The sequence below is a fragment of the Brevibacillus sp. LEMMJ03 genome (assembly GCF_007197875.1).
Taxonomy (GTDB): domain Bacteria; phylum Bacillota; class Bacilli; order Brevibacillales; family Brevibacillaceae; genus Brevibacillus; species Brevibacillus thermoruber.
In genome coordinates this window covers 120,500-139,731 of record NZ_VKJN01000010.1, presented here as the reverse complement: position 1 = coordinate 139,731, position 19,232 = coordinate 120,500, and the positions used below count along the sequence as shown (strand labels likewise).

Below are 19,232 nucleotides of genomic sequence, written 5' to 3'. Positions count from 1 at the left end.
CACATGGCCAAGCCGTTTGAACGATTTGCCTCCGAGCTGAACTGGCAGCAGGTGTCGCTTTTGCTGGATACCGTCCAGTATTTTGAAGAGGCGCCGAAGCTGCTCTCCATCCCCGACCGGCAGGGTAATAGCATCCCGGTGCCGATGACGGCCGACACGCTGCGCGCGATCCTGGCCGTTCTGGACGAAAACCAGCCGATGGACAAACAGGCGTTTGTCTTTGACTGGCAGGAGGGCAGCCAGGGGGAGAGCGATCTGCTGCTGGTCGAACTTCCTGATGGCACCACCGTCCGACAGCCGACCGACTACCAGGCGTTTTCGCCGGTGTGAGGTTCCTGCGCGACGCCATCCGGTCAAATACGTGAGCGTCACCGACGCGCCGGTCCGCATCGTCGACCTGCGCAGCATGACGCTCGGCGACGCCCTTGCCCCTGACCGCCTGCAGCGTGCGGAGCGCACCACCATCTTCGCTGTGCCCGTGGCGAGCCGGGCCAACATCCCGAGCGGTCGAACCGCACCGCACCGGGGATGAAGCCGGCCGCCGGCGGATACACTATGGCGGGAGGTGTGTCCGAAATGGAACGAACCATGAGCGTGAACGGCAGCGCATACCAGTTTGCCGCCACGTACGACGGCGATTCGCAGTACAACGTGCAGGTGCACAGCGGCGACAAACTGATTACCATGTTCAAGGTCGCCGCCGAATCGGAACAGGACGTGTTTGACGCCGCCCTGGCTCGCTTCAAGGCCGATGTGGAATTGGGCAACGTAAAGGTGTAGGGAACGCAACGACAGTCACAAGCAGCCTCCTTGGACGGGAGGCTGCTTTTTTTGGCCGTGGGCCAGAGGCGTGCCTCCTGCCTTTGCCTTTTCAGCCAAGGTTGAAATATGGTACAACTGGAGTACACACAGAAGCACGAAAAGGAGAGGGCGACGATGCAGCAGCGAGAATCGGACCAGTTGGAAGACGTTTGGAGGTGGCGGGAGCATCCCCCGGACATTCGCCAGCTCTCGGAAGGAGAGCTGATCCCGCTCCTCCGCCTCATCGAGGAGCGGCGCGGAACGGACGAGGACAAACGGCTCGACCAGGCGGAAGCGGTCGTGCTCACCTGGCTGGCCGCCCTCCGCCTGGACAAGCAGGGAGGCTACGGGTTGGCCGAGGAATGGCTGTCCCGCGCCGTCCGCCTGGACCCTTCCTACCGGCCGGCCGCCGAGCTGCGGGTGCGCCTGTACCTGGCCCGTCTGCAGGAACACCGCCTCGGCGGCAGCTATCCGCTGATCCGCGAAACGGATAACGCCGCCACCCGCAGGCGGCATGCGGAACAACTGAAAGAAGCTGCCGAGGCCGAACTGCAAGCCCTGCCGTCATGGCAGGCGCTGGCCGCTGCCGCGCGCGAGGCGGCCGAAGCGGCCGGGGACGAAACGGCGGCGCAAGCGGCAGCCGGAGTGGAGCGGTTGTACGCGGAGCGGGAGCGCCTGCTCGGCGACATGCTGGAGAGGACCCAAGCCTATGCGGCCTCGCTGCAGGGCATGTTTTACTCGGCGGAACTGCTGGCGGCCCTGCGGGAGAGCGTCAAACGCTTGACAGCCCAACAGGAAGAACATGAACGGCTGCTGTCCATCGGCGGGGAATCCGCCAAAGCGGAGAAGCCGGGGGGCGGGCATTCGGCCCTGGAGGAACTGGAAGGGCTGATCGGGCTGGACGAAATCAAAGAGCGCGTCCGCAAGCTGGCCCGCTTTTTGCGGTATCGGAAGCTGCGCGAGGAAAAAGGCTGGCACCTCGCCGATCAACTGCCCCTGCATCTGGTGCTGATGGGCAATCCGGGGACGGGGAAGACCACGCTGGCCCGCCTGATCGGCCGCCTGTATCATGAACTGGGGCTTCTGGAGCGCGGCGACGTGGTGGAAGTGGACCGCTCCCACCTGGTCGGGGCGTATGTGGGACAGACGGAACAGCGGGTGATGGAGGCGGTTAAACGGGCGGTCGGCGGCGTGCTGTTTATCGACGAGGCCTACAGCCTGAAGCGGGCTGACAGCTCCGGCAGCGATTACGGCCAGGCCGCGATCGACACGCTGGTGGCCGCGATGACCGGCGGTGAATACGCCGGCCGGTTTGTGGTGATGCTCGCCGGTTATCCGGAAGAGATGCGGCAGTTTTTGTACGCGAATCCGGGGCTGCGCAGCCGTTTTCCGGAGACGGGTCATTTTCTTTTGCCCGACTACACGACCGATGAGCTGTTGGCGATCGCCGAGCAGGTGGCCGGCCGCAACGATTTTTCCTTCACGCCGGAAGCGCGGCGGGCGCTGCGGCAGCGAATCGAGCAGGCGCGTGTGGACCACACCTTCGGCAATGCCCGTACGGTGACCAATATCGTGATGGAAGCGATTTTTGCAAAGGGGCGCCGTCTCGACGAACCGGACGAGCTGCAGTGGGACGACTTCACGATTCTCTACCCGGAAGACGTCGGCGGTCTGGAGACTTTGCCGGATGACCAGCCGGCGAGAGAAAAGCTGGCGGCCTTGATCGGCCTGGACGAGGTAAAGGCGGAACTGAACAAAATCGCCGCGTTTGCCTCGGTGCAGCGGCAGCGGGCCGCCTGCGGACTGCCGACCGTTCCCGTCGAACTGCACGCCGTCTTCACCGGCAGCCCGGGTACGGGGAAAACGACGGTCGCCCGCCTGTACGCGGAGATGCTGCAGGAGATCGGCTGCCTGAAACGGGGCCATCTGGTCACGGCGAGCCGGGCCGATCTGGTAGCCGGCTACGTCGGGCAGACGGCGGCGCTGACCCGGCGCAAAATCCGCGAAGCGCTGGGCGGCGTCTTGTTTATCGACGAGGCGTACGCGCTCTTGGAGGGCGGCGAACGGGACTACGGCCGGGAGGCGATTCACACGCTGGTGGAGGAAATGTCCCGCCACGGCGAAAACCTGGTGGTCGTGCTGGCCGGCTATCCGGCGGAGATGCAGCGTTTGCTGGCGAGCAACCCGGGCCTGTTCTCCCGCTTCAAAAAATACCTCCACTTCCCCGATTACACCCCAGACGAGCTCACCCGCATGCTGCTGCAGGCGGTCGCGCAGGCGGGATACCGGCTTGACAGCGATGTGGAGAAGCGCATCCGGCAGCAGTTGGACCAAGCGGCCCAGGCGGGGATGCTGGCGGGCAACGGACGCCTGGTGTACAACCTGCTGCAGGAGGCCATGCAAAACCAGGCGCTCCGGCTGACGCAGGCGGGCGCGGACATCCCGGACAAAGAGCAGTTGAGCCGTCTGGAATGGGTTGATTTTCAGCCGTTGTTTGCGGATGGCGCACCGGCGTCGGGAACGTCCATCCACGAAGGATGACGAGTCGGTGCGGGGATGTCAATCACGTCACAGGAGGGTCGAGGCCGAAAACGGGTGCCTCGATCCTTTTCACTTTGTCTCAACGTGAAATTCAGACTCTTTTTCATGGTCGGATTTTGCCGTATAATGGAAACATTATGGAGTGATGGGAAGAGGGTGCTTATTCTTTGCGGTTGAAATGGCATGCGGCACTGTCCGCGACACTGGTCGTATCTCTGATGATCGGTCAACTGCCGGCCAGCGCCAAGCGGGAAACAGGGCGCAAGGGCAGTCTGGCGATCGAGGCGAAGGAGGGACTTTCGCTCGCTTCCCAAACGTCGCAGAAACGAAGCACGGAGCTGGTCGTGGTGCAGTTTGACGGTCCGGTGGAAGAGGAGTGGAAGGAACAGGTAGAGGACCTGGGCGTGACCCTGGGAGATTACATACCCGATTACGCGTTCATTGCCAGGGTGGACGGGGAAAAAGCGCAGCGGGCGCTGAAAAAGCTGTCGTTCGTCAGGAACGTGCTCCCGTTTCACCCCGTCTCCAAGGTGTCTCCGACGCTGCGCTCCACCCTCGGCAAGCGGGCGGACGTGGACGTGGCGGTCATTGGGTTTGACCGCGGCGTAGACATGGGGCGCACCTTGAGGCGGATCGTGGAAGAAGGGGACGCCGAACAAGTGAAAAGCCTGGAAGAGGCCCCCCACATCTCGATGGCGCGGCTGAGCGGCCGCAGTCTGGAAGAGGTGATTCAATCCGACGAGGTCATCGCCGTGGTCCCCGTTCCGGAACGAAAACAGCGCAACGACAGGGCGGCGGCGATCATCCGTGCCGACGACCTGGCCTCCACCGGCTACACCGGCGAAGGGCAAATTGTCGGCGTGGCGGACAGCGGCCTGGACACCGGCGATCTTGACCGAATCCACCCGGATTTCGAGGGCCGGGTGAAAGAGCTCTACGCCATCGGGCGCAAGGGGGACGCGAGCGACCCCGACGGCCACGGCACCCACGTGGCGGGGTCGATCGTGGGCACCGGCAAAGCGTCAGACGGCCAGTACAAAGGGATGGCTCCCGACGCGAAGCTCGTCTTCCATTCCATGCTGGACGAATACGGATACCTGGCCGGAGACGTCAGTGACATCCTGGAGGAGGCTTACGCGGACGGCGCGCGCATCCACTCCGATTCCTGGAGCGTCGACGACGATGGCGAATACGGCCTGGACTCGTTTTTGTTCGACCAGTTTCTCTGGGAACATCCGGACATGACGGCGCTGGTGGCGGCCGGCAACGCGGGGATATACGGGTATGAGACCATCGGCACGCCGGCCACGGCCAAAAACGTGATCGCCGTGGGCGCCTCCGAAAACGACCGGCCGGAGCTGGATGAAGACGAGGCGGACGACCCGGACGAGGTAGCCGCGTTCAGCAGCCGGGGGACGACGGCGGACGGCCGCCTCAAGCCCGATCTGGTCGCGCCGGGAAGCTACATCCTGTCCACGCGTTCCTCTTTGGCCCCCGACGAGAACTTTCACGGGCTGTTCAACGCCTTCTACGCCTATCTCAGCGGGACAAGCATGGCGACGCCGGTGTTGGCCGGCGGCGTGGCCCAAGTCCGTCAGTTCCTGCAGGAAAACGGAGTCGACAATCCGAGCGGGGCATTGATCAAGGCGATGCTCATCAGCGGCGCCGACGATTTGAACGAAGACATGCGCGTGCAGGGGTTCGGACGAGCCAACCTGCGGCGTGCGATCGAGACGGGCTTTGTGGATGAGAAAAAGGGGCTGAAAACAGGGGACGTGGCCACGTACCGCCTCAACGTGACGGACGATTCCCAACCGTTGGCCATCACCCTGGCCTGGACGGATTATCCGGCTTCCCTGGCGGCCGAGCGCACCCTGGTCAACAACCTGAACCTGCGAGTGGTCACGCCAAGCGGCGAGACCTTGAACGGCAACGACTTTTTCCACTACCCCTACGACGACGAAGTGGACAACCTCAACAACGTGGAGCAGGTCTGGATCAAGCATCCCGAGGAAGGCGTCTACACGGTGACGGTGGAGGGCTACAACGTGCCCATGGGGCCGCAGCCGTACGCCCTGGCGGCCAACGGCGAACTGGTGTCCGACAATTGGCAAACGGTCGTCAAAACGGGGAGACTGATCGAAAAGTCACGAAAAAACAGGGACCACACCTATTGGATTCAGGCCAAGCAGGCGGGTGAATTGAACGTGACCGCGGAATGGGACGGCGATGCCGATCTCGATCTGTACGTCTACGATGGTGACGGCAATCTGATCGGCTCCACCGACGACGAGGAAAACCCCGAAACGCTGACGGTGGAGATGGCCGAACCCGGACCGTATCGAATCGTCATTCAACTGGAAGAAGGCAAATTGGCGCGGTATCGCTTGCAAATGACCTACCCGTCCCGCTCCCGTTGATGTCGATACGGATAACCAAACAGACACCCCAGCAAACGGCGCGTACCGTCACGTCAGCGTGACGGACGCGCCGTTTGTTCGTCCGTACGGGAAGGGGGCAGCGGTCGTTCCCCGTTCAGCCACTCGTGGGCACGGAGGGCAATTTCGAGACAAAGCCGGTAGTGCGGGAGAGCATAGTCGGGCGGAAGGCACTCTTCGATCTTTTCCAGACGGTGATACAAGGTTTGGCGGTGAATGTAGAGCTTGGTGGCGGTCTCCTGCTTGGAGAGGTTGGAATCAAGGTAGACGCGCAGCGTGTGGACGAGCTGTGTGCCGTGCTCTTCGTCGTAGCGGATCAGCGCTCCCAGGTAGTCGTTGATGAACGGTTTCAACACCGAATCGTGGGGGACGTGAAAGAGCAGGCGGAACAGGCCGAGATCGGCGAAGTAGGGGCTGGGGGAATCGTGCTGAAAGGCGAGCGCCTGTTCCGCCTCGGCCAGGTGCCTGCCCGCTTCCGCCAGCCGAACGCCGGGACGGCTGACGCCGAACAGCACGTCCGTGTCGGCGCCCATCACCTGCCGGCAGACCCGTCTCATCTCGGCCATCGCCTTGTCGAGGGAGCGGCGGGCGTCTGCTGCTCCGTACGGGCCGATCGCAAGCAGGTAAAAGCGGCTGCCCTTGCAGCGGATAAACGGGCGAAAGCCCAGCCGCGCGAGGAGCGAACGGAACACGCCGGTCAGTTCGTGCGGCGGCAGGGGAGAGGCGTGCTCGTCGCCGTCACGCCGCAGGGACATGAGCAGGGTGTGGTAGACGGGCGTTTTGCCTGTGCCGGCCAGTCCGAGCAGCGCGCGAATCTGTTCTTCCGTCAGCGTACGGTTGGCGATCAGGTCGTCAAACAGCCGGTTCTCCGTCGCCAGCGCCTGCTCTTCGGCAAACATCCGGCGCATCAGGACCTGGGCCAGGGCGCTGACGGTGTAATCCAGCGTGAGCAGCAGGTACTCGTCCGCTTCCCGTTCGTACAAAATCAGGCCGAGGTACGCCAGGAGGTGGCCCATCGCGGTCACCGGCTGGTAGATGATGCGCTTTTTGTCGGACAGGGCGAGGACGCCGTTGCCCGCTTCCGCCGAGGGAATCGCCGGAAAGGCGGAGCGCATCAGGGACGCCAGCTCGCTCTGGACGGTCTGCGGGAGCGGCGGCACAAATTGTGGGGGCGCTTCCGGTGAGTAGAAAAACACCTGGGTCCCCACGGCCGCCTGAAAATGCTGCAGCAGCTTGGAAATGCCCTGCGCCTGCAGGCTCAACTGCTGCAGGCCGCGCGAGTAGGACTCCAGGTTGCGCAGCGCCTGCATCTGCCGATTGATCAGATGTTCGTGGAGATCGAGCGTGATGTCGACGAAGCGGACGGGCTGGTGAAACACGATCAGGGGAAAGTCGTGATGGTCGGCCAGTTCCAGCATGTCATCGGGCACGTGCGGGATGTAGGCGCCCAGCTCGATACAGAGGCCGACCGCTTTGCGGCGGATCAGCTCGGACAGGTAGGCCAGCCGTTTCTCTTTGGCCTCTCCGAAGCCGAGACCGGTGGACAGGATCAGTTCGCCGCCGTTGAGGAACTGACAGGTGTCGGCGGCTTCCAGCACGTGGACCCAGCGGATGGGACGGGACAATCCGCGGCTGCCGGCCACCACCTCCGCGTCGCGAAACAGCGGCCGTCTGACGGCATCGGCCACGGTGAGACGCCAGTCGTTGTTCATGCTTCCCCTCCTCTTGACAGTCTGTATGATGAATACTACCCAACTACTGGCAGTTTGTCTAGTGATGCTGCGTAAAATATTCAGATAAGATGGAACTATCAAACGAATGGCAAGGAGTTGATGTAATGAGCACGACGACCGTTGGACCCAAACTGAAGAACTACATCGCCGGGGAGTGGGTGGAATCCCAGTCCGACCGCTACGAGGACATCCCCAATCCGGCTACGGGCGAGCTTTTGTCGCGCGTCCCGCTGTCGACCAGAGACGACGTGGACAAGGCCGTCCAGGCGGCCAAGGCGGCGTTTCCCGCGTGGAGCGAGACCCCGGCGGTGGAGCGGGCGCGCGTCATGTTCCGCTTCCAGCATCTGCTGTGGGAAAACCAGGACGAACTGGCGCGGATGATCACGCTGGAAAACGGGAAGAACCTGCCCGAGGCGCAAGCCGAACTGCTGCGCGGGATTGAAATGGTGGAGTTTGCCGCCGGGATGCCGACGCTGTTGATGGGCGAGACGCTGCCCAATATCGCCAGAAGCATCGACTGTCAGGTGATCCGCTTTCCGCTCGGCGTCGTGGCCGGTATCACGCCGTTCAACTTCCCGCTGATGGTGCCGATGTGGATGTACCCGATCGCCATCACGGCAGGCAACACGTTTGTGCTCAAACCGTCCGAGCGCACGCCGCTCTCCTGCATCCGGATTGCCGAACTGCTGAAGGAAGCGGGCCTGCCGGACGGCGTGTTCAACGTGGTCAACGGCGCTCACGACGTCGTCAACGGCCTGTTGGAGCATCCGGATGTGAAAGCGGTTTCGTTCGTCGGCTCCCAACCGGTCGCCGAGTACGTCTACAAAACGGCCGCCGCCCACGGCAAACGGGTGCAGGCGCTGGCCGGCGCGAAAAACCACCATCTCGTCATGCCGGACACCGACCTGCGCCGCGCGGCCAAAACGATTGTCAGCTCCGCGTTCGGCTGTGCGGGGGAACGCTGCATGGCGGCCAGCGCCGTCGTGGCGGTGGAGGAGATCGCCGACGAACTGATTCAATACCTGGTCGAAGAGTCCGATGCGCTGAAGATGGGCAACGGACTGGAGCCCGGCGTCGATCTGGGGCCGGTGATCCGGCCGGCTCATCTGGAAAAAGTGCACGGCTACATCGAGAAGGGGATCGCCGCCGGTGCCCGTCTGGTCCGGGACGGCCGGGAAGACGCCAAGGCCAAACCGGAGGGCTTTTTCCTCGGCCCGACCATCTTCGACCAGGCGGACGCGGAGATGGTCATCGTCCGCGACGAGATTTTTGCGCCGGTGTTAAGCGTGATGCGGGTCAGCGATTTTGAAGAGGGGCTCGCGGTCATCAGCAGGTCGCGCTTCGGCAACGGCGCCACCATTTACACCAACAACGGCAAATGGGGACGGGAGTTCGTCCAGCGCGTCGAGGCCGGCATGGTCGGCGTCAACGTGGGCGTTCCCGCGCCGATGGGCTTCTTCGCCTTCTCCGGCTGGAAGCATTCGTTCTACGGCGACCTGCACGCCAACGGCAAGGACGGCGTCGAGTTTTACACCAAGAAAAAGACGGTGACGTCCCGCTGGTTTGACGACGGCGATACCGCCATCGGGTCGCAGAAAGTGTTCGTGAAGTAGCGAGAGGAGGAACGGCAGATGTCCCAAGAGCAGCAGACGCAAATCCATGACAAGGAAGAGCTGTTGGCAAAAGACCGGGCCCACATGTGGCACCACATGTCCCCGTATAACCCCAACCCGATGATCGTCACCGAGGCGAGCGGTTCCTGGGTGACCGACATCGACGGCAACCGGTATCTGGACGGGATGTCCGGCCTGTGGTGCGTCAACATCGGGTACGGTCGGGAGGAACTGGCGGAGGCGGCCTACGAGCAGTTGAAATCGCTCGCCTATTTCCCGCTGACGCAAAGCCACGTGCCGGCGATCAAGCTCTCGGAAAAAGTGAGCGAATGGCTGGGCGGCGAGTACCGCGTCTTCTTTTCCAACAGCGGGTCGGAAGCGAACGAAGTGGCGTTCAAAATCGCCCGCCAGTACCACCACCAGAACGGCCAGCCCGGCCGGTACAAGTTCATTTCCCGCCACCGCGCCTACCACGGCAATACGATGGGAGCGCTGGCGGCGACCGGCCAATCGATCCGCAAGCAGAAATACGAGCCGCTGGCGCCCGGCTTTCTGCACGTCTCGCCGCCGTACTGCTACCGCTGTCCGTTCGGTAAATCGTACGGTAGCTGCAGCCTGGAGTGCGCGCAGGTCTTTGACGAGGTGATCAACTGGGAAGGGGAAGAAACTGTTGCCGGCGTCATCATGGAGCCGGTCATCACCGGCGGTGGCGTGATCGTTCCTCCGCCGGAATACCTGCCGAAAGTGCGGGAAATCTGCGACAAATACGGTGTCCTGCTGATCGTGGACGAAGTGATTTGCGGCTTTGGCCGTTCCGGACGGAAATTCGGCCACCAGAACTTCGGCGTCAAGCCGGACATCGTGACGATGGCCAAAGGGATCACCAGCGCCTATCTGCCGCTGTCGGCGACGGCGGTGCGGGCGGACATCGCCGACAAGTTCAACGAGCAGGGGGTAAACCTGCACTTCCGCCACGTCAACACCTTCGGCGGCAATCCGGCGGCCTGTGCGCTGGCGCTGAAAAACCTGGAGATCATGGAAGAAGAAAAGCTGATCGAAAAGGCGGAACGGCTGGGCGCGGAACTGCGGGAAAAGCTCTCGTTCCTGGAGAATCATCCGCATGTGGGCGACATCCGCAGCTTCGGCTTCCTGATGGGCATCGAAATGGTGGAAGACCGCGCCACCAAGGAACCGGCCGCCCCCGACAAGCTGACCAGGGTGATCGCCGCCTGTAAGCAGCGCGGCCTGATCATCGGCCGCAACGGGGACACGGTTCCCGGCTTCAACAACATCCTGACGCTCTCCCCGCCGTTCTCCACGACCAGCGACGACCTTGATTTCATCGCCCGCGTCCTGCGGGAAGCGTTTGAGGAATTGGCCTAGAACAGGCGGAAGTCTTGAACAGAGCGGCACCTTTTCCCGGGGACAGCCAGGCCTTGCCAGGCAGGCAACCGGGAAAACGGTGCCGTTTTTTGCAGGAAAAACGGAGAAAAAGTGGAAGTGATGCGTATCTCGGAAGAAGAGGAGGGTCGTCTGATGGGAAACCCGACTGACGGACAGCACGGACCGTCGCTGGAGCAGCTCATGGCGGAAATGAAAGACCTGGAAGGGCACGCCCTCAGGCTGAGCGAGCAGGCGGCAACGCCACTGGAACAAAAGTGCCTGCAGGGGATGGCTGTGACGTTCCGCTTTGTCGCTGAAATAGCCAAAGGCGGAGCGGGCAGCGTCCAGGAACACATGTCAATGCTTCCGCACATGGCCAGGTATTTGGCCGTGGAGGGACCGCAAGCGGAACGGCAAGCGATTCGACCCAAAACGCCCCCGGTGCAGCCGAGGCCGGAGCATGCCGCACGGGAACAGTCTCTGCAGGGGGAATCCGAAACTGTAGAGTCAGGGCGAAAGCCGACACCCGAGGAACGGTCCTGCTCGTTTTGCGGAAAAGGGGAGCGCGCCGTCAAGAAGCTGGTGCCCGGGCCGGGCGTGGCGATCTGCGGTGAATGCCTGGCGTTCGCCAAGCAGGTGCTGGAACAGGGAGGGGGGCCTCGTCCTTCCTGATCGTTTTGGATGATCAGCTTGACAATCCTCTCGGCCCAACAACACCGGGAAAGCGAAAGACATCACGGGCCAAACGGGCAAGTTATATCAATTAGCCATACCTGTCAATACACCTTTGCTTATTTTATTGCAACCCAAATTTCATTATATGAATTCGGACTATAGATATCAGAATCAATATATGCTTCAAATGGTGCTATTTTAGCTGGTTCATATCCGTTAGATGGAAACCATTCTGAATAAATTTGTTTCCATGTATTTACCATAGCGGTCGGGATAGGGCCCCGCACTTCAAAAACGACCCATTTGGATGCGGGGAATTCAAAGATTGATAATTCATCTGGGACGTCACCGCTATGTTCTGCAGCAATCCCATAGTCAATCGTATTTTTCTCTTCATTAAATTTTTCAATAATACCTAAAAGACCTTTAATTTGTCCGTTGTTTAATAGAAACAATTGATTAGCTGTTCCATTTTCATTGACTTCGCCCCAAAATTCTGCAATACCCGGAATTCCTGTGTCTTCTGCGACATATGGAAATTCTCGTTTAATCCCCACTACTTGGAAAGCATCTCGTTCAACAATGCGATATCTCATTGGTTCTACTCCTTTCAGGTTTACTTGTATAGTCAGTCTGTTATAGGATTGTAGCTTTCCAACGCCTTTACGTGCTTCACTCGGAGTTACGCCATGTTGTTTACGAAAAGCTTTTGAGAAAGACTCAGGCGTATCGTAGCCATATTTATAGGCAAGGTCAATTATTTTGCAATTCGTACTAGACAATTCCTGAGCAGCTAACGTTAAGCGTCGGCGACATTGAAGCCTACACAAGCTTCATCAAGTACTAGCTCGCGATTATTTGTATCTTAACCGTCAGGGACATTTTATTACCAATCAAAAGTTTAAAGCGGCAGAAGAGTTCTCGGAAGGTTTCGCATATGTTCAAATTCCAAATACAAATAGAAATCTTGAATCCACTGATTCGTTTGGCTATATCAACGAAAGCGGAAAATTAGTTATCCCAGCCACATTCCGATCTGCCTCTGATTTATTAAATGGGCTTGCTATCGTCGAAATTGGGAGGGGCAGACGCTTACACGAGCAGTAATAGATCGAAATGCTGCATTTGAAGGTGATTATCGAGATGGTCTGGTTCTGATAAGAAAATTACACTTCTAACGAGACTCTTACTGGCTATGTAGATCAAAACTGTAAAAATGACCGGGAAGGGGAGCTGGTCTACTGCTTTATGAACTACAGCGTCACATCTTGACACGCGGCGGACAGGATGATAACGTTATGCACAACTATAATCCGAAGTATACAAGTAGGAATTATCGGTTATTTCATTACGCGCAAGGGAGGATCTGCTATGTACAAGTCTCGCACCCTGATTCATGTGGCGGCATCGGCCGCCCTGCTCGCCGCGATCGGCATTCCGTCGGCCGCATGGGCCGATCCCGCCGTCCAACCGGCCGCCGCAGTCGTCCAATCGACACCGGCCAAGGCCGCTTCCGGAGAGTGGGCCGCTTACATAGAAAAACGGTACGGCGTCAAGCTGTCCGGCGCCGTCACGCGCGATCAGTTCGCCGCCGCGCTTGGCAGGATTTTAGGAACAGCTTCCAGTCTGACGGAAACACCCCCGTCGATCCCGTCGCTGTTTCCGCAAGGCACCGCCGTCTCCGGCAAACTGCCCGTCTGGGAAGCCCTCAGCGCGGCGGTGAAGGCGGCCGAACTGAAGGAACTGGCCTATACCTATTCCGAGGAAAAAGTGGCCGCTGCCTGGAAGAAGGCGGGATGGACCTACACGAAGAACGGCGTCGTCCCGCATCAGGCGGCGCAGGAACTGGCGGCCGCGTTCGACAGCGGACTGGTTGCACCCGCCGCGCTGGCGGGCGTAACAGCGGACGCCGCCACGACGGCGGATCTGGCGTATCGGCTCCTCGGCAAAGTGGCCGAGTTTCACGGTCAAACCCAGAACGCTCTCGGGTATCTGAGCGATGACGACATCGTTGGCAAACTGGTTCAGGCCTGGAACGAGTCGCAGATCATCCGGGCGGAAGAGCTGCAAAAAGTAGTGGACGAAGGCCTCAAGCAAAACCTGATCACCGGCTACAACCTGAAGGACACGCGGTTTGATCCCCATTTTGATCCGGAGCGGACTATCACCTACGGCCACAGCGACATCGTTCACGCCATCCAGCTCATCGGCCTCCTGCGCAGCGAGGGCATTCAGGCCAAGGTCCAGCTGGAGCCGAAAACGTCTGCCTTCGTCTATCGGAAAGAGTGGGGAGAACCGGTCCAGACGGAGGATTACCGGGTGGTGCCGATCGACAACGGCAACCACATCGCATACGCCAAAGAGTACGACCTGAGCTTCGAATTTGCCAGCGTCGAGGAGAAACAGCGCTTCCAGCCGCTCATTTTCCGATACGCCAAACGCAACCAGGAGGACGTGACCGGCCTGTTGAAAGGTTCCTGGTGGCAGCCGCTCTACTATTCGCTGACGAAGCTGGAGGATTATCCGGTGATCACCAACCACGTGCTGAAAGACGGCCGCTTCCTGGCCCAGACGTTCTCCTTGAACGAACAGTCGGCACAGGTAATCGCAGGGCTGAAGAAAATCAACCCGTCCGTCCAGATTGCCACCTACCAATTCTGGGTGGATCAGCCGTTTTACCAGTACCTTAAGGGAGAGTACAAATAACCCTAGCCGTGTTCGCCGCGATCTCCGTCCTGCTCGGCCAGATACGCCCTCATCCCGCGGACAAACATGTCGAGAATCACGTCGTGCTGTGTCTTGCTGCCGACGCGGGCGCGGATTTGCTCCAGCTCCGCCGCCAGTTCGGAATCAAGGTGCAGATTGATGGTTTTGCCCTTGCTGCGGGGGTGGATCTCGTAATGGCCGGAGCACTGCCGGACGCTGCCGTCCACCACCGCATCGGCGCCGAGCAGCTTCCGGTCGGGCAGATACAGGCACGGCGCTTCCAAAACGATATGGGTCAGTTCCTCGCTGAACCGGATGGCGAGGGGCTGCCCCTTTTTTTTGTGAAAATCGCGGATTTGCCGCGAGCGCTCCTGATTTTCCAGCGTGTTGGCCAGCGTGACGACAGCCAGTTCCATAGCTCCTCCTTACGGGACGGGCAGGGGGGCCGCGGGACGTTCCGGCGGGTGCAGTTCCGTTTCCGGGATCCCGACCACCACTTCGCCGCTGCCTTCCACCTGTACGTGATAGCGAAAACAATCGACAGCCAGTTCCGCCGAGATGACCACCGCCCATTCCTGCCGCGTTCCCCGCGTGATCCGGACGCGGTCCAGCACGTCGTACGCCGGGGTTAACAGCCCCTTTTGGTACAAAAAGCGGAACACGTCCTGCCGCGGGTAGAGAAACCGCTTGTTGCCCTGCTTCCCGGTGAGCAGGGGGAAGGCTTCCCGCTCGTCGATGACGGCACCGAGGTGTCCTTCATCCGCCCAGCGTTTGATCGACGCCATGCTGCCCGTCCGTCCGTGCCGGGCGGCCAGCAGATCGAGGATTTCCCGCGAGGACAGGTACGCGCTGCGTCGGCGGCGCTGTTCTTCGTAGGCGGCCCGCTCCGCCTCCACCTGCTGCAATCGTTCGGTCGCCTCTTCGATCTGGCGGCGGAGCCGGGCGATCAGAAGGTCGTAATCCTTCATGCCCGCTGCCTCCTTTCCCCGTTATGGTAACAGCGTATTCGCCGGTGAAACCATTCATGCCATCCGGGTTGATTTGATTTCAGTGGCAAGCTACCGGAAACCGCGATGAAACCATCATAAAACCGCTGTTCTCCACATTGATTAATAGCAGGCACCTGCCAGTTGGAAAACGTGTGAGGAGGTTGTTGGAAGATGAGCGTCCATCGCGAACCAGCGGCTGCGCGAGCGGGGCTGGAACACCGTTTCCGGGAAGTGGTCCCGGCGCTGAAGCCGAAAGAAGCCGTCGACGAAGCCAACCGCTGCCTGTACTGCTACGACGCCCCCTGTATCAAGGCCTGTCCCACCTCGATCGACATTCCGTCCTTTATCAAAAAGATCGCGACCGGCAATCTGTACGGATCGGCCCGAACGATCATGGAAGCCAATCCGGTGGGCGCGAGCTGCGCCCGCGTCTGTCCCACCGAAGAGCTGTGCGAGGGCGCCTGTGTGTTGAATCACGCGTCCCGTCCGATCATGATCGGTCTCCTGCAGCGTCACGCCACTGACTGGGCGATCAAAAACGGGGCGGTGCTGTTTCGGGCCGGAGAGAAAAACGGCAAGCGGGTGGCCGTTGTCGGCGCGGGGCCGGCAGGGCTGTCGGCGGCTCGGGAACTGGCTCGGTTGGGTTATGAGGTAACCGTTTTCGAGGCGAAGGCAAAAGCGGGCGGCCTCAACACCTACGGCATCGTCTCGTTTCGGCTCCCCCAGGAGATTGCGCTCTGGGAGGCGGAACAGATCGCGGCCATGGGCGTGACGTTCGTCACCAACACCCGGGTGGGCGTGGACGTACAGCCCGAGGAGCTCCTGCGGCAGTTTGATTCGGTCCTGCTCGCCGTCGGCATGGGAGCGGTCCCCCGGCTCCACCTCGAAGGGGAGGATCTGGACGGCGTGCTGGACGCCATCTCCCTGGTGGAGGAGACGAAAACCAGGCCGCTCACGGACGCGATGATCGGCAAAAACGTGGTGGTGATCGGCGCGGGCAACACGGCGATCGACGCGGCCACCTGTTCGAAGCGGCTGGGCGCCGCGAACGTCCGGATTCTCTACCGGCGGACGGAGCAGGAGATGACCTGTTACCAGTTTGAATACGAGTTCGCCAAGCAGGAGGGTGTGGAATTCCGCTGGCTGGTGGCCCCCACCCGCATTCTGGGCGAAAACGGCCGGGTGACCGGGCTGGAGCTGATGCGAATGGAGCTGGGCGAGCCGGACCAAAAGGGGCGGAAGCGGCCCGTGCCGGTTCCCGGCAGCCAGTTCGTCATCCGGACGGACTACGTGGTCAAGGCGATCGGTCAGGAGCGTCACCTGCCGCTGATCGAAGCGTTCGGGCTGGCGCACCGGAACGGGATCGTCCAGGTGGAGGAAGGCACCTACCGCACGTCCGATCCGCGCGTGTACGCCGCCGGAGACGTGATCTTCGGAGGCGGCAGGACGGATGCGATGGTGGTCGATGCCGCCAATCACGGCAAGCGGGCCGCGTACGCCATCCACGCCGCGCTGAGCGGACAGGCGCAGCCGGTGTGAAGCAGGGAGAAAAGGAGGCGAAGTACCATGGCAGATCTCAGCATCAACCTGGCGGGCATTTCATCCCCCAATCCGTTTTGGCTGGCATCGGCGCCGCCGACCAACTCCGGCTACCAGGTCCAGCGGGCGTTTGAAGCGGGCTGGGGCGGAGCGGTGTGGAAGACGTTGGGCGAGCCGATCGTCAACGTCACCTCCCGGTTTGCCGGCCTGCACGTCGGCGGACAGCGGGTGATCGGCTTCAACAACATCGAGCTGATTACGGATCGTCCGCTCGACGTGAATCTGAAAGAGATCGAGGAGACGAAAAAGAAGTTTCCCAAACACGCGCTGATCGCGTCGCTGATGGTGGAGCATAAGCGGGAGGCCTGGCACGAGATCGTGAAAAAGGTGGAGGCCGTCGGCGTGGACGGACTGGAGCTGAACTTCGGCTGTCCGCACGGGATGGCGGAGCGGGGCATGGGCTCGGCGGTCGGCCAGCACCCCGACCTGATCATCCAGCAGGTGGAATGGGTAAAGGAAGTGGCGCAGACCCCCGTCATCGTCAAGCTGACGCCCAATATCACCGACATCCGCTTTACCGCCCGGGCGGCGGTGGCAGGCGGAGCGGACGCCGTCAGCTTGATCAACACGATCAACAGCCTGATCGGCGTCGATCTGGACAGGTGGCTGCCGATCCCGCACGTGGACGGCAAAGGCGCGCACGGCGGATACTGCGGGCCGGCCGTGAAGCCGATCGCCCTCAATATGGTGGCGGAGTGCGCCCGCGATCCGAAGGTGGGTGTCCCGATCTCCGGCATCGGCGGAATCTCCACCTGGCGCGACGCCGTCGAGTTTCTGCTGATGGGGGCGACGGGCGTACAGGTGTGCACGGCGGCGATGCACCACGGATTCCGCATCGTCGAGGACATGATCGACGGACTGAACAACTACCTCGACCAGCGCGGCATCAAGTCGGTCATGGACATCGTCGGCAAAGCGGTCCACACCTACTCCGACTGGGGCAATCTCAACCTCAACTACAAAGTGGTCGCCCGCATCCACGAAGAGACGTGCATCAACTGCAACAAGTGCCACATCGCCTGCGAGGACACCTCCCACCAGTGCATCGACATCGTCCGGGACGAAGCGTCCGGCAGGGAGCGGCTGGTCGTCAGGGAGGAGGACTGCGTCGGCTGCAACCTCTGTTCGATCGTCTGTCCGGTGGAGGGGACGATCGAAATGGTGGAGGTGCCGACGGGACAGCCGCCGCTTACCTGGAACCAGCGGCAGGCCGCTCTGGCCGCCCAAGGGAACTGCGGCACCGGCTGCGAGTAAGTCATGTGGGGAGGCCGTTTCGCATAGCTTGTACTGACGGGGGCACGGGCCGTTCGTGCCCATACGCCAATGGAGCGGGAAAGGGAGGAAGCGCGCATGAAAAAAGTGATTCGCGGCGGCACCGTGGTGACAGCTGCCGACACCTACCGGGCGGACGTCTTGATTGAAGGGGAACGGATCACGGCCATCGGCAGTGAACTGCAAGCGGACGGCGCGGAGGAAATTGACGCCGCCGGCTGTTACGTCCTGCCGGGGGGGATTGATCCGCACACGCATCTCGACATGCCGTTCGGCGGGACCGTGACGGCGGACGACTTTTTTACGGGCACCAAGGCGGCCGCGTTCGGGGGCACGACCAGCATCATCGACTTTTGCCTGACGAAAAAAGGGGAGACGCTTCGCTCGGCCATCGCCACCTGGCACGAAAAAGCGCGCGGCAAGGCCGTCATCGACTACGGGTTTCACCTGATGATCGCCGAGGCGAACGACCAGGTGCTGGATGAACTGGAGAGCGTGGTCTCGACCGAGGGCATCACCTCGCTGAAAGTGTTCATGGCCTATAAAAACGTGTTTCAGGCGGACGACGAGACGCTGTTCAAGACGCTCGTGCGCGCCAGGGAGCTGGGGGCGCTGGTGCAGGTGCACGCGGAGAACGGGGACGTGCTGGACTACCTGACGAAGAAGGCGCTGGCGGAGGGGAATACCGCCCCCATCTACCACGCCCTGACCAGGCCGCCGGAAGCGGAAGGGGAAGCGACCGGGCGGGCCATCTCGCTGACCGCCTTGGCCGATGCCCAACTGTACGTCGTCCACGTCTCCTGCGCGGCGGCCGTGCAGCGGATCGCGGAAGCGCGGGAACGTGGACTCAACGTCTACGGCGAGACCTGCCCGCAGTATCTCGCGCTCGACATCACCGCCCTCGAGAAGCCCGACTTTGAAGGGGCCAAATACGTCTGGTCGCCGCCGCTGCGCGAAAAGTGGAACCAGGACGTGCTGTGGAACGCGCTGAAAAACGGCATTCTGCAGACGGTTGGCTCGGACCACTGCGCGTTCAACTTTTTCGGCCAGAAAGAACTGGGCAGGGACGACTTCACCAGGATTCCCAACGGCGGACCGCTGATCGAGGATCGTTTGGCCATCCTCTATTCCGAGGGCGTCCGTCAGGGGCGGATCAGCCTGAACCAGTTCGTCGACGTCTGCTCGACGAAGGCGGCCAAACTGTTCGGGATGTTCCCGAGAAAAGGCACCATCGCGGTGGGCTCCGATGCGGACGTCGTCATCTTTGACCCGCGCGTCAAACGGACGCTCTCCGCGCAGACCCACCACATGAACGTCGATTACAACCCGTTTGAAGGCATGGAGGTATACGGCGAGGTCGTCTCCGTCCTGTCGCGGGGAGCGTTTGTCGTCCGAAACAAGCAGTTTGTCGGCCTTGCAGGCGCGGGGCAGTTCATCAAGCGCGCCGCGTTTGAACGGCCGTAACGGGAAGGGGGAAGACGG

General features: G+C 61.3%; 16 protein-coding genes and 1 pseudogene. 12 read left to right on the top strand and 5 right to left on the bottom strand.

Annotated elements, in window-relative coordinates:
• The first annotated feature begins 3 nt into the window (after positions 1 to 3).
• The 4 genes from FOI68_RS14375 (at position 4) to FOI68_RS14360 (ending at position 5,762) form a co-directional block, all read left to right on the top strand.
• Entirely contained in the window at positions 4 to 330 is a 327-nt protein-coding gene (locus FOI68_RS14375; protein ID WP_035297470.1) for a hypothetical protein, read from the top strand.
• Between the two features lie 246 nt (positions 331 to 576).
• Positions 577 to 780 carry a hypothetical protein gene (locus FOI68_RS14370; RefSeq protein WP_185973953.1) on the top strand — a complete coding sequence of 68 codons (204 nt, stop codon included), beginning with the start codon at positions 577 to 579 and terminating at the stop codon, positions 778 to 780.
• A 156-nt stretch (positions 781 to 936) separates the two neighbouring features.
• Positions 937 to 3,342: an AAA family ATPase gene (locus FOI68_RS14365; protein WP_143863569.1), complete on the top strand. Its 2,406-nt coding sequence runs from the start codon at positions 937 to 939 to the stop codon at positions 3,340 to 3,342.
• A gap of 167 nt (positions 3,343 to 3,509) precedes the next feature.
• Positions 3,510 to 5,762, top strand: coding sequence for a S8 family serine peptidase (locus FOI68_RS14360; protein ID WP_370512130.1), 2,253 nt, complete (start codon positions 3,510 to 3,512; stop codon positions 5,760 to 5,762).
• A 53-nt stretch (positions 5,763 to 5,815) separates the two neighbouring features.
• Here the strand turns inward: FOI68_RS14360 and FOI68_RS14355 are convergent, their stop codons facing one another.
• Entirely contained in the window at positions 5,816 to 7,492 is a 1,677-nt protein-coding gene (locus tag FOI68_RS14355; RefSeq protein ID WP_143863568.1) for a PucR family transcriptional regulator, read from the bottom strand.
• Positions 7,493 to 7,617: 125 nt separating this feature from the next.
• On the opposite strand from FOI68_RS14355, the gene FOI68_RS14350 reads away from it, so the two are divergent.
• The 3 genes from FOI68_RS14350 (at position 7,618) to FOI68_RS23800 (ending at position 11,181) form a co-directional block, all read left to right on the top strand.
• On the top strand, positions 7,618 to 9,126 hold the full coding sequence (locus FOI68_RS14350; RefSeq protein ID WP_143863567.1) for a CoA-acylating methylmalonate-semialdehyde dehydrogenase: 1,509 nt from the start codon (positions 7,618 to 7,620) through the stop codon (positions 9,124 to 9,126).
• Between the two features lie 18 nt (positions 9,127 to 9,144).
• A complete protein-coding gene (locus FOI68_RS14345) occupies positions 9,145 to 10,509 on the top strand; it encodes an aspartate aminotransferase family protein (RefSeq protein WP_143863566.1) in 1,365 nt (454 codons plus the stop codon).
• Positions 10,510 to 10,662: 153 nt separating this feature from the next.
• Positions 10,663 to 11,181 carry a ClpX C4-type zinc finger protein gene (locus tag FOI68_RS23800; protein ID WP_221935122.1) on the top strand — a complete coding sequence of 173 codons (519 nt, stop codon included), beginning with the start codon at positions 10,663 to 10,665 and terminating at the stop codon, positions 11,179 to 11,181.
• Between the two features lie 119 nt (positions 11,182 to 11,300).
• Here FOI68_RS23800 and FOI68_RS14335 read toward each other — a convergent pair whose 3' ends face one another.
• The gene (locus tag FOI68_RS14335) at positions 11,301 to 11,780 is read right to left on the bottom strand and encodes a GyrI-like domain-containing protein (protein ID WP_255433499.1); all 480 of its coding nucleotides are present in this window, start codon (positions 11,778 to 11,780) and stop codon (positions 11,301 to 11,303) included.
• A gap of 78 nt (positions 11,781 to 11,858) precedes the next feature.
• A pseudogene (locus FOI68_RS23995) lies at positions 11,859 to 12,014 on the bottom strand (helix-turn-helix domain-containing protein); the annotation flags it as partial.
• A gap of 28 nt (positions 12,015 to 12,042) precedes the next feature.
• On the opposite strand from FOI68_RS23995, the gene FOI68_RS24265 reads away from it, so the two are divergent.
• Positions 12,043 to 12,291 (top strand): WG repeat-containing protein, encoded by a 249-nt coding sequence (locus tag FOI68_RS24265; protein WP_143863564.1) that lies wholly within the window; start codon positions 12,043 to 12,045, stop codon positions 12,289 to 12,291.
• 264 nt (positions 12,292 to 12,555) lie between these two features.
• Complete coding sequence (locus tag FOI68_RS14325; RefSeq protein WP_143863563.1) at positions 12,556 to 13,890, top strand: hypothetical protein; 1,335 nt, start codon at positions 12,556 to 12,558, stop codon at positions 13,888 to 13,890.
• 2 nt (positions 13,891 to 13,892) lie between these two features.
• Here FOI68_RS14325 and FOI68_RS14320 read toward each other — a convergent pair whose 3' ends face one another.
• Positions 13,893 to 14,306: a hypothetical protein gene (locus tag FOI68_RS14320; protein WP_044898070.1), complete on the bottom strand. Its 414-nt coding sequence runs from the start codon at positions 14,304 to 14,306 to the stop codon at positions 13,893 to 13,895.
• A 9-nt stretch (positions 14,307 to 14,315) separates the two neighbouring features.
• Positions 14,316 to 14,858 carry a hypothetical protein gene (locus FOI68_RS14315; protein ID WP_143863562.1) on the bottom strand — a complete coding sequence of 181 codons (543 nt, stop codon included), beginning with the start codon at positions 14,856 to 14,858 and terminating at the stop codon, positions 14,316 to 14,318.
• 192 nt (positions 14,859 to 15,050) lie between these two features.
• On the opposite strand from FOI68_RS14315, the gene FOI68_RS14310 reads away from it, so the two are divergent.
• From FOI68_RS14310 to hydA, 3 genes are all read left to right on the top strand, one after another.
• Positions 15,051 to 16,418: an NAD(P)-dependent oxidoreductase gene (locus FOI68_RS14310; protein ID WP_143863561.1), complete on the top strand. Its 1,368-nt coding sequence runs from the start codon at positions 15,051 to 15,053 to the stop codon at positions 16,416 to 16,418.
• Positions 16,419 to 16,445: 27 nt separating this feature from the next.
• On the top strand, positions 16,446 to 17,732 hold the full coding sequence (gene preA / locus FOI68_RS14305) for an NAD-dependent dihydropyrimidine dehydrogenase subunit PreA (RefSeq protein WP_035297490.1): 1,287 nt from the start codon (positions 16,446 to 16,448) through the stop codon (positions 17,730 to 17,732).
• A 96-nt stretch (positions 17,733 to 17,828) separates the two neighbouring features.
• Complete coding sequence (hydA, locus tag FOI68_RS14300; protein ID WP_143863560.1) at positions 17,829 to 19,214, top strand: dihydropyrimidinase; 1,386 nt, start codon at positions 17,829 to 17,831, stop codon at positions 19,212 to 19,214.
• Positions 19,215 to 19,232 lie beyond the last annotated feature (18 nt).

Coding starts and splice junctions, on each gene's coding strand:
- FOI68_RS14375 (WP_035297470.1), top strand. CDS start 4: ATGGCCAAGCCGTTTGAACGATTTGCCTCCGAGCTGAACTGGCAGCAG.
- FOI68_RS14370 (WP_185973953.1), top strand. CDS start 577: ATGGAACGAACCATGAGCGTGAACGGCAGCGCATACCAGTTTGCCGCC.
- FOI68_RS14365 (WP_143863569.1), top strand. CDS start 937: ATGCAGCAGCGAGAATCGGACCAGTTGGAAGACGTTTGGAGGTGGCGG.
- FOI68_RS14355 (WP_143863568.1), bottom strand. CDS start 7,492: ATGAACAACGACTGGCGTCTCACCGTGGCCGATGCCGTCAGACGGCCG.
- FOI68_RS14350 (WP_143863567.1), top strand. CDS start 7,618: ATGAGCACGACGACCGTTGGACCCAAACTGAAGAACTACATCGCCGGG.
- FOI68_RS14345 (WP_143863566.1), top strand. CDS start 9,145: ATGTCCCAAGAGCAGCAGACGCAAATCCATGACAAGGAAGAGCTGTTG.
- FOI68_RS23800 (WP_221935122.1), top strand. CDS start 10,663: ATGGGAAACCCGACTGACGGACAGCACGGACCGTCGCTGGAGCAGCTC.
- FOI68_RS14335 (WP_255433499.1), bottom strand. CDS start 11,780: ATGAGATATCGCATTGTTGAACGAGATGCTTTCCAAGTAGTGGGGATT.
- FOI68_RS14325 (WP_143863563.1), top strand. CDS start 12,556: ATGTACAAGTCTCGCACCCTGATTCATGTGGCGGCATCGGCCGCCCTG.
- FOI68_RS14320 (WP_044898070.1), bottom strand. CDS start 14,306: ATGGAACTGGCTGTCGTCACGCTGGCCAACACGCTGGAAAATCAGGAG.
- FOI68_RS14315 (WP_143863562.1), bottom strand. CDS start 14,858: ATGAAGGATTACGACCTTCTGATCGCCCGGCTCCGCCGCCAGATCGAA.
- FOI68_RS14310 (WP_143863561.1), top strand. CDS start 15,051: ATGAGCGTCCATCGCGAACCAGCGGCTGCGCGAGCGGGGCTGGAACAC.
- preA (WP_035297490.1), top strand. CDS start 16,446: ATGGCAGATCTCAGCATCAACCTGGCGGGCATTTCATCCCCCAATCCG.
- hydA (WP_143863560.1), top strand. CDS start 17,829: ATGAAAAAAGTGATTCGCGGCGGCACCGTGGTGACAGCTGCCGACACC.